The organism is Pseudomonas sp. R2-7-07 (assembly GCF_003852355.1).
Lineage (GTDB): Bacteria > Pseudomonadota > Gammaproteobacteria > Pseudomonadales > Pseudomonadaceae > Aquipseudomonas.
The window spans coordinates 1112664-1126095 of record NZ_CP027759.1; the positions used below are offsets into that span (position 1 = coordinate 1112664).

11 protein-coding genes are annotated in these 13432 nt (G+C 61.3%); 10 read left to right on the forward strand and 1 reads right to left on the reverse strand.

Features of this window, described 5'->3' with window-relative positions:
- Positions 1 to 23: 23 nt before the first annotated feature.
- From C4J86_RS04875 to tldD, 5 genes are all read left to right on the forward strand, one after another.
- Positions 24 to 620: a nucleoside triphosphate pyrophosphatase gene (locus C4J86_RS04875; RefSeq protein WP_124369659.1), complete on the forward strand. Its 597-nt coding sequence runs from the start codon at positions 24 to 26 to the stop codon at positions 618 to 620.
- Positions 621 to 691: 71 nt separating this feature from the next.
- The gene (rng, locus tag C4J86_RS04880; protein ID WP_124361301.1) at positions 692 to 2149 is read left to right on the forward strand and encodes a ribonuclease G; all 1458 of its coding nucleotides are present in this window, start codon (positions 692 to 694) and stop codon (positions 2147 to 2149) included.
- 76 nt (positions 2150 to 2225) lie between these two features.
- Positions 2226 to 6041 (forward strand): YhdP family protein, encoded by a 3816-nt coding sequence (locus tag C4J86_RS04885; RefSeq protein ID WP_124369660.1) that lies wholly within the window; start codon positions 2226 to 2228, stop codon positions 6039 to 6041.
- Between the two features lie 48 nt (positions 6042 to 6089).
- Positions 6090 to 6938 (forward strand): carbon-nitrogen hydrolase family protein, encoded by an 849-nt coding sequence (locus C4J86_RS04890; protein WP_124369661.1) that lies wholly within the window; start codon positions 6090 to 6092, stop codon positions 6936 to 6938.
- A gap of 16 nt (positions 6939 to 6954) precedes the next feature.
- Positions 6955 to 8397, forward strand: coding sequence for a metalloprotease TldD (gene tldD, locus C4J86_RS04895; RefSeq protein ID WP_124361304.1), 1443 nt, complete (start codon positions 6955 to 6957; stop codon positions 8395 to 8397).
- A 45-nt stretch (positions 8398 to 8442) separates the two neighbouring features.
- Here the strand turns inward: tldD and yjgA are convergent, their stop codons facing one another.
- Entirely contained in the window at positions 8443 to 8964 is a 522-nt protein-coding gene (gene yjgA / locus C4J86_RS04900; RefSeq protein WP_124361305.1) for a ribosome biogenesis factor YjgA, read from the reverse strand.
- Positions 8965 to 9072: 108 nt separating this feature from the next.
- Here yjgA and pmbA point away from each other — a divergent pair, with 108 nt between their 5' ends.
- The 5 genes from pmbA (at position 9073) to C4J86_RS04925 (ending at position 13400) form a co-directional block, all read left to right on the forward strand.
- Entirely contained in the window at positions 9073 to 10419 is a 1347-nt protein-coding gene (pmbA, locus tag C4J86_RS04905) for a metalloprotease PmbA (protein ID WP_124365835.1), read from the forward strand.
- A gap of 147 nt (positions 10420 to 10566) precedes the next feature.
- On the forward strand, positions 10567 to 10962 hold the full coding sequence (locus C4J86_RS04910; RefSeq protein ID WP_124361307.1) for a FagA protein: 396 nt from the start codon (positions 10567 to 10569) through the stop codon (positions 10960 to 10962).
- Positions 10955 to 12331, forward strand: a complete 1377-nt coding sequence (locus C4J86_RS04915) for a lyase family protein (RefSeq protein ID WP_124369662.1) — start codon at positions 10955 to 10957, stop codon at positions 12329 to 12331. Before C4J86_RS04910 ends, C4J86_RS04915 begins: the two co-directional genes overlap by 8 nt.
- 27 nt (positions 12332 to 12358) lie before the next feature.
- Positions 12359 to 12787, forward strand: a complete 429-nt coding sequence (locus C4J86_RS04920; protein ID WP_124369663.1) for a hypothetical protein — start codon at positions 12359 to 12361, stop codon at positions 12785 to 12787.
- Between the two features lies 1 nt (position 12788).
- Positions 12789 to 13400: a superoxide dismutase gene (locus C4J86_RS04925; RefSeq protein WP_124369664.1), complete on the forward strand. Its 612-nt coding sequence runs from the start codon at positions 12789 to 12791 to the stop codon at positions 13398 to 13400.
- Positions 13401 to 13432: the final 32 nt, after the last annotated feature.

Genomic DNA, 13432 nt, shown 5'->3' on the forward strand with positions numbered 1-13432 from the left:
GAACCCTACAGGGAGAGTCTGCAATGAATGTGCTTTATCTGGCCTCGGGCTCCCCGCGGCGACGTGAGTTGTTGACCCAGATCGGTGTGCCTTTCACCGTGGTCAGCGCCGCCATCGATGAAACGCCTCTTTTTGACGAAACCCCCGTGGCCTATGTCGAGCGCCTGGCTCGCAGCAAGGCCGCGGCGGGTCTGGCTGCGCTCGAGCACAGCGCTGGCATCTGCGTGCTGGGTGCCGATACCGCTGTGATCGTGGATGGCAAGATTCTTGGCAAACCGGTGGATCAGGCCGACGCCTTTGCAATGTTGATGGCCTTGGCAGGGCGTGAGCATGAAGTCCTCACGGCCATCGCCGTTACCGACGGCCAGCGCTGTGAAACCCGCTGTGTAAGCAGCCGCGTGGAGTTTCGTGAGATTTCTGCCCAGGAGGCTACGACCTACTGGCACAGTGGCGAACCCCAGGACAAAGCCGGCGGCTATGCTATCCAGGGGCTGGGCTCGGTGTTCGTGAGCGGACTCAATGGCAGCTATTCCGCCGTGGTCGGCCTGCCGGTGTGCGAAACCGCGCAACTGCTCGGCCAATTCGGCATACCCTGTTGGCAAAACCTTACCGCGCGCTGAACGCCTCTACTTGCGCGCCAAGCCATAAGCGATCGGTCACTATTGTGAAAACGCCTGAACGAGACCCAGCCATGAGTGAAGAGATTCTGATCAATATCACGCCGATGGAATCGCGCGTGGCGGTGGTAGAGAACGGTGTTCTGCAAGAAGTGCATGTGGAGCGCACCCAGAAGCGCGGGATCGTCGGCAACATCTATAAAGGCAAGGTGGTGCGCGTATTGCCGGGCATGCAGGCGGCGTTCGTCGACATCGGCCTGGACCGCGCCGCCTTCATTCATGCTTCGGAAATCTCGCTGCGTGAAGGCCCGGCGGTGGAAAGCATCAGCGCTCTGGTGCACGAAGGGCAGAGCCTAGTGGTGCAGGTCACCAAGGACCCCATCGGTTCCAAGGGCGCCCGGCTGACTACCCAGCTGTCGATTCCGTCGCGGTACCTCGTGTATATGCCGCGCACCGCCCATGTCGGTATTTCCCTCAAGATCGAGGATGAGGCCGAACGCGAGCGCTTGAAGAAGGTGGTCAGCGACTGTGTAGCCGCCGAGGGCATCAAGGAAGCCGGTGGTTTTATCCTGCGCACCGCCGCCGAGGGGGCGGGCGCCGATGAAATCCTGATGGATATCCGCTACCTGCGGCGTCTGTGGGACCAGATCGCGGCGCAGATTCAGACCATTGGCGCGCCAAGCGTCATCTATGAAGACCTCGGCCTGGCGTTGCGTACCTTGCGCGATCTGGTCAGCCCGAAAATTGAGAAAATTCGCATCGACTCGCGGGAAACCTTTCAGCGCACCACGCAATTTGTCGCCGAGCTGATGCCGGAAATTGCCGACCGTCTGGAGCACTATCCGGGCGAGCGGCCGATCTTCGACCTGTATGGCGTCGAAGACGAAATCCAGAAAGCCCTGGAGCGCAAGGTCCCGCTCAAGTCCGGTGGCTACCTGGTGGTGGACCCGGCAGAAGCCATGACCACCATTGACGTCAACACGGGCGCGTTCGTGGGGCACCGCAACCTCGAAGAGACCATCTTCAAGACCAACCTCGAAGCTGCCACGGCGATTGCGCGCCAACTGCGCCTGCGTAACCTGGGCGGCATCATCATCATCGACTTCATCGACATGGAAGACGCAGAGCACCAACGCCAGGTACTGCGCACCCTCGAAAAACAGCTGGAGCGCGATCACGCCAAGACCAACATCATCGGCATCACTGAGCTGGGCCTGGTGCAGATGACCCGCAAGCGCACCCGCGAGAGCCTCGAGCAAGTGCTGTGCGAACCCTGCAGCAGTTGCCAGGGCCGGGGTAAATTGAAAACCCCGGAAACGGTCTGCTACGAAATTTTCCGTGAAATCCTACGGGAGGCACGCGCCTATCAGGCCGAAGGTTATAGGGTGCTCGCCAACCAGAAAGTGGTCGACCGCCTGCTCGACGAAGAGTCGGGCAACGTCGCCGAACTGGAGGGGTTTATCGGGCGCACTATTCGTTTTCAGGTCGAAACCATGTATTCCCAGGAACAATACGACGTGGTGCTGCTCTGATCCCCATTCGTTTTTCTTTTCCGAGACCGACAGGCAATGATCTGTCGTCCGACTACCGCTTTGAGGGTCGCCTGACATGGAGCGTCTGATACGCTTTTTTGCCGCTTTGACCCGTTGGGGGCTGGGCCTGTGTGCCTTGCTGCTGGTATTGGCGGCGGTGTACGTGAGCCTGGGGCGTGAATTGACCCCGCTGGTGGCCGAATACCGCGCTGAAGTCCAGGCCAAGGCCCAGGCTGCGCTGCAGATGCCGGTGCATATCGGTAGCCTCGAAGGCCGTTGGAGTGGCTTTGCGCCGATATTGCTGGCCCACGACGTGATGGTCGGCGAGGGCAGCAGTGCGTTGCGCCTGGACCAGGTCGAGGTGGTGCCCGACCTCTGGGCCAGCCTGACGACCCGTGAAGTGCGCATCGCCCATCTGCAAGTCAGCGGCGTGCAGTTGAGCGTCAAGGAAGACCAGGACGGTCGCTGGACGCTGCAGGGCTTGCCGTTACAGGACAGCCCGTCACTGGACCCGCAACAACTGCTCACCCGTATGCAAATGGTCAAGCGCGTCTCGGTGCTCGACAGCCAGGTGACCTTGCAACCGTTCGACCGGGTGCCGGTGACCGTGACGTATGTGGGCCTGAGCCTGCACACCGGTATGGCCCGGCAACGCCTGGACGCGCGCCTGACGTTACCCGACGGCCAACCGCTCGCCCTGAGCCTGCGCAGCCGTATACGCGCCAGCCAATGGAAAGACGCTGAGGTCGAGGCCTACCTGAGCCTGCCTCAAAGCGACTGGGCCAAGTGGATTCCGTCCCGGCTGACCCAACAATGGAAGCTCACCCAGCTCAAGGCCGGCGGTGAGTTCTGGCTCAACTGGGCCAATGGCACCGTGCAAAGCGCGGTGGTGCGCCTCAATTCGCCGCAGGTAAAGGGCAGCTATGCCGAGCGTCAGCCGGTGCATATCGAAAACCTGGCCCTGACCGCGTATGTGCAACGCAGCGACAGCGGCCTCAAGGTGCTGTTGGATTCGCTGGCGATGAACATCGGCGAAACCCGTTGGGAATCGCGCCTGCAACTGCAGCAGAGTCTGGCCACCGATGACGCCCAGGAAGTGTGGAAGCTTCAGGCCGATCGGCTCGACCTGACCCCCATTACGCCATTACTCAATGCCCTGGCGCCGCTGCCGGAAGGGTTCGCCAAGGCTGTCGAGCACCTGAAAGCCACCGGCTTGTTGCGCAATGTGCTGGTGGACTTCCGCCCCCAGGACACCACCGATCAAAAAGTCAGTTTTGCCGCCAACCTCGAGCGTGTCGGTTTTGACGCGTACTTCGGCGCGCCGGCTGCGCGCAATGTGTCCGGCAGCATCAGCGGCGACCTGGGCCATGGCGAGTTGCGCATGGACAGCAAGGACTTCTCCCTGCACCTGTTCCCGATCTTCGCCAAGCCATGGCAATACATCCAGGCCAATGCGCGCCTGACCTGGACGTTGGACAAGCAGGGCTTCACCCTGATCGCGCCGTATATCAAGGTGTTGGGGGAGGAAGGCAAGGTCGCGGCGGATTTCCTGATTCGCCTGCATTTCGACCATAGCCAGGAGGACTACATGGACCTGCGGGTCGGCATGGTCGATGGCGATGGTCGTTTTACCCCCAAATATTTACCGGCAGTGCTGAGCCCGGCGCTGGATGAATGGTTGCGCACGGCGATCCTCAAAGGCGCGGTAGACGAAGGTTTTTTCCAGTACCAGGGCTCCTTGAGCCACAACGCGGTGCCGGCTTCGCGCAATATCAGCCTGTTCTTCAAGGTGCATGATGCCGAGCTGGCCTTCCAGCCGGGTTGGCCCCATGTGAACAAGGTCAATGGTGAGGTGTTCGTCGAGGAGAGCGGCGTGCGTATCCTGGCGAGCAAGGGCCAACTGCTCGATACCCAGGTCAAGGACGTCTACGTCAATATCCCCCACGCGCCGGCCGGCAAGGACAGCCACCTGCTGCTCACCGGCGGATTTTCCGGTGGTTTGGGCGACGGTTTGAAAATCCTCCAGGAAGCCCCCATCGGCACCGCATCCACCTTTGCGGGCTGGAAGGGCGAGGGCATCCTGCAGGGCAGTCTGGACCTGGACGTGCCCCTGGCCAAAGGCACCGAGCCTAAGATCGTGGTCGACTTCAAGACCGACAAAGCGCGCCTGCAACTGGCGGAGCCCACCTTGGACCTGACCCAGCTCAAGGGTGACTTCCGTTTCGACAGCACCAAGGGCCTGAGTGGCCAGAATATTTCGGCCCAGGCGTTCGACCGTCCGATCACCGCGCAGATTTTTGCCGAGGGCACACCCGGCAATATCAACACCCGCGTTACCGCCAAGGGGCAGGTGACGGTCAAGCGGCTCACCGACTGGTTGAAGATCAGCCAGCCGCTGCCGGTCTCCGGCGATATTCCGTACCAGTTGCAAGTGATCCTGGACGGCGCGGACAGCCAGTTGATGGTCAACTCCAACCTCAAGGGCGTCGCGGTGGACCTGCCGGCGCCGTTTGGCATGCCGGCGAGCCAGGGCCGTGACAGCACGTTCCGCATGACCTTGCAGGGCGATGAACGGCGTTACTGGTTTGACTACGGTGAGCTGGCGAACTTCACGTTTGCGGCGCCGCCGGACAACTTCAATGAGGGCCGCGGCGAATTGTTCCTTGGCGATGGCGACGCGGTGTTGCCTGGCGCGAAGGGCCTGCGCATTCGCGGGGTGCTCTCCGAACTGGACATCGACCCGTGGAAACAACTCGCCAACCGTTACGCCGGTAACGATCCGGGCGGCAATGCCAAGCAGCTGCTCAGTGGCGCTGATTTCAAGGTAGGCAAGCTGACCGGTTTCGGTACTCGGTTCGATCAGGTCAAACTGCAACTGGATCGCAAGCCCGTGGCCTGGGGCCTGCAGTTCGACAGCCAGCAAGCCAAGGGCACGGTCAACCTGCCGGACGCCAAGGGCGCACCTATCGCAATCAACCTGCAGTACGTGAAGCTGCCTGCGGTCGACCCGACCGTACAGGCGGACGAGAATGCGCCGGACCCGTTGGCCGATGTCGACCCCAAAGATATTCCGGCATTGGATATCGCCATCGATCAACTTTTCCAGGGCCCGGACCTGGTGGGCGCGTGGTCGCTGAAAGTCCGGCCGACCGCCAAGGGCCTGGCCTTCAACAGCCTGGACCTGGGCCTCAAGGGCATGCAACTCAATGGTGCCGGCGGTTGGGAAGGTGCGCCGGGGGCCAGCAGCAGCTGGTACAAGGGGCGGCTGGACGGCAAGAACATTGCCGACGTGCTCAAAGGCTGGGGCTTTGCGCCTACGGTGACCAGCGAGGACTTCCACCTGGACGTGGATGGCCGTTGGCCCGGTTCGCCCGCGTGGGTCGGGCCCAAGCGGTTCTCCGGTAGCCTGGACGCAGCGTTCCGTAAAGGCCAGTTCGTGGAAGTGGAAGGTGGCGCCCAGGCACTTCGGGTGTTCGGCCTGCTTAACTTCAACTCCATCGGCCGTCGTTTGCGCCTGGATTTTTCCGACTTGCTCGGCAAGGGCCTGAGCTATGACCGGGTCAAGGGCTTGCTCGCGGCCAGTAACGGCGTGTTCGTGACCCGTGAGCCCATCACCATGACCGGGCCATCCACCAACCTTGAGCTGAACGGCACCCTGGATCTGGTGGCGGATCGCGTCGATGCCAAGTTGCTGGTGACGCTGCCGGTCACCAACAACCTGCCCATCGCGGCGTTGATTGTCGGCGCGCCGGCCATTGGCGGCGCATTGTTTCTGATCGACAAGCTGATCGGCGACCGGGTATCGCGCTTCGCCAGCGTGCAGTACACCGTGCAAGGCCCGTGGAAAGACCCGAAAATCACCTTCGACAAGCCATTTGAAAAGCCAAACTGAGAGGCTGTGGAGTAGCATGGCCCCATGCCCTTTACGGAGTGTCGGCCCATGTCCTTTGCGGTAATTCAAATGGTCAGCCAGAGTGACGTGCTGGCGAACCTGGCCCAGGCTCGCCGCCTGCTGGAACGTGCAGCGGCGGATGGCGCCAGGCTTGCGGTACTGCCGGAGAACTTCGCCGCCATGGGCCGCCGTGACATGGCTGACATTGGTCGGGCCGAGGCCTTGGGTGAAGGCCCGATCCTGCCATGGTTGAAACAGGCCGCCCGCGACCTCACCTTATGGATAGTGGCCGGCACACTACCGTTGCCACCCAAGGACCAACCGAACGCCAAGCCCAACGCCTGTTCGCTGCTGATCGACGATCGCGGTGAAATCGTCGCTCGCTACGACAAGCTGCATTTGTTCGATGTGGATGTGGCGGATGCCCGGGGTCGTTATCGCGAATCTGACGACTATGCTTTCGGAAGCGATGTGGTGGTGGCGGATACACCGGTGGGGCGCTTGGGGCTGACGGTGTGCTACGACCTGCGCTTCCCGGAGTTGTACAGTGAGTTGCGCGCGGCGGGGGCTGAGTTGATCAGCGCGCCCTCGGCGTTTACGGCGGTGACCGGCGCTGCGCATTGGGATGTGCTGATTCGTGCACGGGCCATCGAAACCCAGTGTTACCTGCTGGCGGCTGCCCAGGGCGGTGTGCACCCGGGACCACGGGAAACCCACGGGCATGCGGCAATTGTCGACCCCTGGGGGCGGGTGTTGGCCCAACAGGATCAAGGCGAAGCGGTGTTGGTGACCGAACGCGACAGCAATGAACAGGCGTCGATACGGGCGCGCATGCCGGTGGTCAATCACCGGCGCTTTTTCTCGCAGGGCGCACAGCGACCTGCTTCAGAACGATGAATTTAAGGCCAAACCTATGAGCGAGTTGTTGTCCTCAGTCAGTGAACATCTCCTGGCACCCGGTGGCGTGACCATCGAAAGTCTGCAAACCGTGCTGGGCGATCTGGCCGGACCCGGGATCGACGCGGCCGACCTGTATTTCCAGGGGCAGATTTCCGAGTCCTGGGCGTTGGAAGACGGCATCGTCAAGGAAGGCAGTTTCAACCTTGACCAGGGTGTCGGCGTTCGCGCGCAATCCGGAGAAAAAACCGGTTTTGCCTACAGCAACGCCATTACGTTGGAGGCCCTGGGCCTGGCTGCGCGTGCGGCCCGTTCGATTTCCCGCGCAGGGCAGAATGGCACGGTGCAGGCATTCAGCACCCAGGACGTGGCGCAGTTGTACGCGCCGGACAATCCGCTGGAAGTGATCAGCCGCGCGGAGAAGGTCGAGCTGCTCAAGCGTGTGGACGCGGCGACCCGCGCCCTGGACCCGCGCATCCAGCAGGTCACCGTGAGCATGGCCGGCGTGTGGGAGCGCATCCTCGTCGCGTCTACCGACGGCGGGCTGGCGGCAGATGTGCGGCCACTGGTGCGTTTCAACGTGAGTGTGATCGTCGAGCAGAACGGCCGCCGCGAGCGCGGCGGCCATGGCGGTGGCGGGCGCACCGACTACCGTTATTTCCTCGCCGAAGACCGCGCCATGGGCTACGCCCGTGAAGCGCTGCGCCAGGCGCTGGTCAACCTGGAAGCGATTCCGGCGCCGGCCGGTACCTTGCCGGTGGTGCTGGGTTCGGGTTGGTCCGGTGTGCTGCTGCACGAAGCCGTGGGCCATGGGCTGGAAGGCGACTTCAACCGCAAGGGCAGTTCCGCCTACAGCGGGCGCATGGGCGAGATGGTTGCGTCCAAGCTGTGCACCATTGTCGATGATGGCACCTTGGCCGGTCGCCGGGGTTCGTTGAGTGTGGATGACGAGGGCACGCCCACGGAGTGCACCACCCTGATCGAAAACGGCGTACTCAAGGGCTATATGCAAGACAAGCTCAACGCCCGCCTGATGGGCGTGGCGCGCACCGGCAACGGTCGCCGCGAATCCTATGCCCACCTGCCCATGCCACGCATGACCAACACCTACATGCTCGGTGGCCAAAGCGATCCGGCAGAAATCATTGCTTCGGTGAAGCGCGGCATCTACTGCGCCAACCTCGGCGGCGGGCAGGTGGATATCACCAGCGGCAAGTTCGTGTTTTCCACCAGCGAGGCGTACTTGATCGAAGACGGCAAGATTACCGCGCCGGTCAAGGGAGCCACATTGATTGGTAATGGGCCGGAGGCGATGAGCAAGGTGTCGATGGTCGGTAACGACCTGTCGCTGGACAGCGGCGTGGGCACGTGCGGAAAGGATGGGCAGTCGGTGCCGGTGGGCGTGGGCCAGCCAACCTTGAAAATCGATGCGATCACCGTGGGTGGCACGGGCTCGTAAGCCCGCAAGCTTCGGGTGGCGAAGGTCGCCACCCGGGGAAGAGGATCAACGCAGGCCGCGTTGAGTCTCGTCCAGCTCACGGATGTATTTGAAGATTTTACGGCTGGTGGCCGGCGCCTTGTTATGCGCCATTTCATGTTGGGCTTGACGGATCAGGGAGCGCAATTGCTGGCGGTCCGCTTCCGGATAGTCCAATACGAATTTTTCCAGCACGGCGTCATCGCCCTCGATCAGGCGGTCACGCCAACGCTCCAGGTTATGGAAGCGTTCGTTGTACTGGCGAGTGGAGGCATCGGTTTGATCGAGCAAGGCCAGAATGGCGTCAGTATCCTGATCGCGCATCAGCTTGCCGATAAACATGATGTGCCGTTTGCGCGCGATATTCGCGGTGTGCTTAGGCGCATCGGCCAAGGCCCGACGCATTTCGTCGGTCAGTGGCAGTTTTGCAATCAAGTCCTTTTTGAGCGTCGTAAGGCGCTCGCCAAGGTCAACCAGAGCATGCAGCTCACGTTTGACCTGGGTTTTGCTTTTCTCCCCATCGAGGGAGTCGTCGTAAGAATCAACCATGGTGGCAGTCCGCAAAGAAACGCCGCCATGATAACCAGTCGGGGGCCGCTTGTCCGGCCCGGTCGCTCGATGGCCTTAACCGAGAGCAGAATTTGAGTGGAGAAAACCATGAGTGCAGCCCAAAGCGTCGGTCCGCAAGCGTTACCGGCACTGCAGGAACAAGTCGAGCAGATCCTTGCCGAGGCCAAGCGCCAGGGGGCCAGCGCCTGTGAGGTAGCGGTGTCGCTGGAGCAGGGACTGTCGACTTCGGTGCGTCAGCGGGAAGTGGAGACCGTAGAATTCAATCGCGACCAAGGGTTTGGGATTACCTTGTATGTGGGCCAGCGCAAAGGTTCGGCCAGCACCTCGGCCAGTGGCCCGGAGGCGATCCGCGAGACCGTTGCCGCCGCGTTGGCAATCGCCAAGCACACCTCTGAGGATGAAAGTTCAGGCTTGGCCGACAAAGCGCTGATGGCCAAGGACCTGCAGGATTTCGACCTGTTCCACGCCTGGGATATCACGCCTGAGCAAGCCATCGAACAGGCGCTGACCTGCGAAGCCGCGGCGTTCGACGCCGATGCGCGTATCAAGAACGCCGACGGCACCACGCTGAGTACGCATCAGGGCTGCCGTGTCTACGGTAACAGCCATGGTTTTATCGGTGGCTATGCGTCCACGCGTCACAGCCTGAGTTGCGTCATGATCGCCGAAGCCGGCGGCCAGATGCAGCGTGATTACTGGTATGACGTGAACCGCCAAGGCGAGTTGCTGGCCGACCCGGTAAGCATTGGTCAGCGTGCGGCGCAGCGTGCAGCCAGTCGCTTGGGCGCACGCCCGGTGCCTACGTGTGAAGTGCCGGTACTGTTTTCCGCAGAATTGGCCGGTGGTTTGTTCGGTAGTTTTCTTGGGGCGATTTCCGGCGGCAACCTGTATCGCAAATCTTCATTCCTTGAAGGCGCGATCGGCCAGAAGCTGTTCCCGGAGTGGTTGACCATCGATGAGCGCCCGCACCTGATGCGCGCCATGGGCAGCGCCTCGTTCGACGGCGACGGCCTGGCCACGTATGCCAAGCCGTTCGTTGAGAAGGGCGAGTTGGTGTCTTATGTATTGGGCACCTACGCTGGACGCAAGCTTGGCCTGCCAAGCACCGCCAACTCCGGCGGCGTTCACAACCTGTTCGTGACCCATGGCGATGAAGACCAGGCGGCGCTGTTGCGTCGCATGGGGCGCGGCCTGCTGGTGACTGAATTGATGGGCCAAGGGCTGAACATGGTGACGGGTGACTATTCCCGTGGCGCGGCGGGGTTCTGGGTGGAAAACGGTGAGATTCAGTTCGCCGTCCAGGAAGTGACGATCGCCGGCAACATGCGCGATATGTTCAAGCAGATCGTGGCCGTAGGTAACGACCTTGAATTGCGCAGCAATATCCGCACGGGCTCCGTGTTGATCGAACGGATGACAGTCGCCGGTAGCTGACCTGCGAGGTTTCACCAAAAAAGGCGCGCCATATCGATGATGGCGCGCCTTTTTTTGTGCCGCTGGCAGACAGGATTAATCTGCTGTTCTTGTTTTGATTCTTAATATCATTTAATAATGAATATCATTACTGGATGAGTGTAGATCATGAGTTCTGTCTTGCGTGAGGACCCGTACCTGGAAAGTTGGCGGTGGATGAGTCGTCAGATTCGCTGCGGGCTCGACCCCAATGAGCCTCGCCTGATCGAACATTACCTCAATGAGGGGCGCTACCTGGCGTGTTGCACGGCGACCCACCCGTGGACGATCGCCGAAACGTCATTTCGATTGCTCATCGACACCGCCAACGATATCGCGCTGCCCTGGCATTGGCGCTCCTCGTGTCTGGACCAGGCCTGGCGCCCCCTGCGTGACCTGGAAAAACTCTCCCACTGTGCCTGCCGCCTCAAGCGCTGGCAGGCCTTCGCCTGGCAATTGGCGACTTGCCAATTGCTGCCATCCCTCTCTCACGCCGACTTGGTGCAAGGATCTGATGATGAGTAACACCCGTATCGAACGCGACAGCATGGGCGAACTGCAAGTCCCCGCCGAGGCCTTGTACGGTGCGCAAACCCAGCGCGCGGTGAACAACTTTCCGATCAGCCATCAGCGCATGCCGGCGCAGTTCATTCGCGCGCTGATCCTGGCCAAAGCCGCTGCTGCCAGGGCCAACGTCGACCTCAAGCAGATCAGCGAAGGGCAGGGCAAGGCCATTGTCGATGCCGCCCAAGGCTTGCTGGAAGGCGACTACATGCAGCACTTTCCGGTGGATATCTTCCAGACCGGCTCCGGCACCAGCTCCAACATGAATGCCAACGAAGTGATTGCGACCCTGGCCAGCCGCTTGCTGGGCGAGGTGGTCAACCCCAATGACCACGTCAACTGCGGACAAAGCAGCAACGACATCATCCCGACCACCATTCATGTCAGCGCCGCGCTGGTGCTGCACGAGCAAACACTGCCGGCCTTGCTGCACCTGGTGCAGGTGATGGAGCAAAAGGCCGAAGCGGTCCACCCGTTTATCAAGACCGGTCGTACTCACTTGATGGATGCCATGCCGGTGCGCATGAGCCAAGTGCTCAATGGCTGGGCGCAGCAGCTCAAGGCCAATGTCGGCCACCTGCAAGACCTGCTGCCGGCGCTGCAGGCGTTGGCCCAGGGCGGCACGGCGGTAGGCACCGGCATCAACGCACACCCGGAGTTTGCCGCACGCTTCAGCCAGCACCTGAGCCAGCTGACCCAGGTGACGTTCACGCCGGGCAAGAACCTGTTTGCGTTGATTGGCTCCCAGGACACCGCCGTCGCCGTCTCCGGCCAGTTGAAAGCCACCGCTGTATCGCTGATGAAGATCGCCAATGACCTGCGCTGGATGAACTCCGGCCCGTTGGCCGGCCTCGGCGAAATCGAGCTGGAAGGTCTGCAGCCGGGGTCATCGATCATGCCGGGCAAGGTCAATCCGGTAATCCCGGAAGCCACGGCCATGGTGGCTGCCCAGCTGATTGGCAACGACACGGTGATCACCGTCGCCGGCCAATCCGGCAACTTCGAGCTGAACGTGATGCTGCCGATCGTCGCCCAGAACCTGCTCAGTAGCCTGGAGTTGCTGGCCAACGCCAGCCGTTTGCTGGCGGACAAGGCTATTGCCAGCTTCAAGGTCAACGAAGCCAAACTCAAGGAGGCGTTGTCGCGCAACCCGATTCTGGTCACCGCCCTCAATCCGATCATTGGTTACCAAAAGGCCGCTGAAATCGCCAAGCAGGCTTATCAGCAGGGTCGTCCGGTGATCGATGTCGCCCTCGAACACACCGACTTGCCGCGCAGCCAACTGGAAGTCCTGCTGGACCCGGAAAAGCTTACGGCGGGCGGCGTGTAATCACCGACCCTGTTTTGGAGGCTCACCATGGAGCACTGGAAACGCACGATCGAACGGGCCAATCGCTGTTTTATGGCGGGCGAGCTGGTAGACGCCCGCGAGGCCTACTTGCAAGCCCTGGCCCTCGCCCAGGTGTTGTTCGAACGCTGGGCGGATGCCGACGAAGCCGTGGCGGCTTGCGTCATTTCCCATCACAACCTGGCAGACCTGCACCTGCGCCTGAACCAGCCTGAAGAAAGCGCGGAATACCTCTGCGCCATTCACCAGCGTCTACTGCAGGCCATGCAGGACGCGCGGCTCAGTTCGCAGTTGCGCGAGGCGGCGTTGCGCCAGAGCAGCAAAACCTACGTCGAACTGTTGAATTTCATCAGCGATCACGGCGAGTACCCGCGCACCCATCGCTTGCTGGGCAGCGCCGCTTCGCAGCCGACCCCCTCTCACTATGGAGCACATTGATATGACCTACACCCTGCCGGCTTTGCCTTACGCCTACGACGCCCTCGAACCCCATATCGATGCGCAAACCATGGAAATTCACTACACCAAGCATCACCAGACCTACATCAATAACCTTAATGCTGCGGTCGAGGGCACCGAGTTCGCAGGCTGGCCGGTGGAGAAGCTGGTTTCCAGCGTTGAAAAATTACCGGAGCAATTACGCGCTGCCGTGGTCAATCAAGGAGGCGGGCATGCCAACCATTCGCTGTTCTGGGCGGTCATGTCGCCCACAGGTGGCGGAAAACCTGAGGGGGAACTGGGCAAGGCGATCGACGAGCAACTGGGTGGCTTCGACAGTTTCAAGGAGGCCTTTACCAAAGCGGCGTTGACCCGTTTCGGCAGCGGCTGGGCCTGGTTGAGCGTCACCCCGCAAAAGACCTTGGTGGTGGAAAGCAGCGGCAACCAGGACAGCCCGCTGATGAGCGGCAACACGCCGATCCTCGGTTTGGACGTTTGGGAGCACGCTTATTACCTGCTGTATCAAAACCGACGACCGGAGTACATCAATGCATTCTATAGCGTCATCAATTGGCCGGAGGTTGCCGCGCGCTACCAGGCCGCTTTGGCCTGATATTCACCCTATAACAAGATCTAAGGCCGACT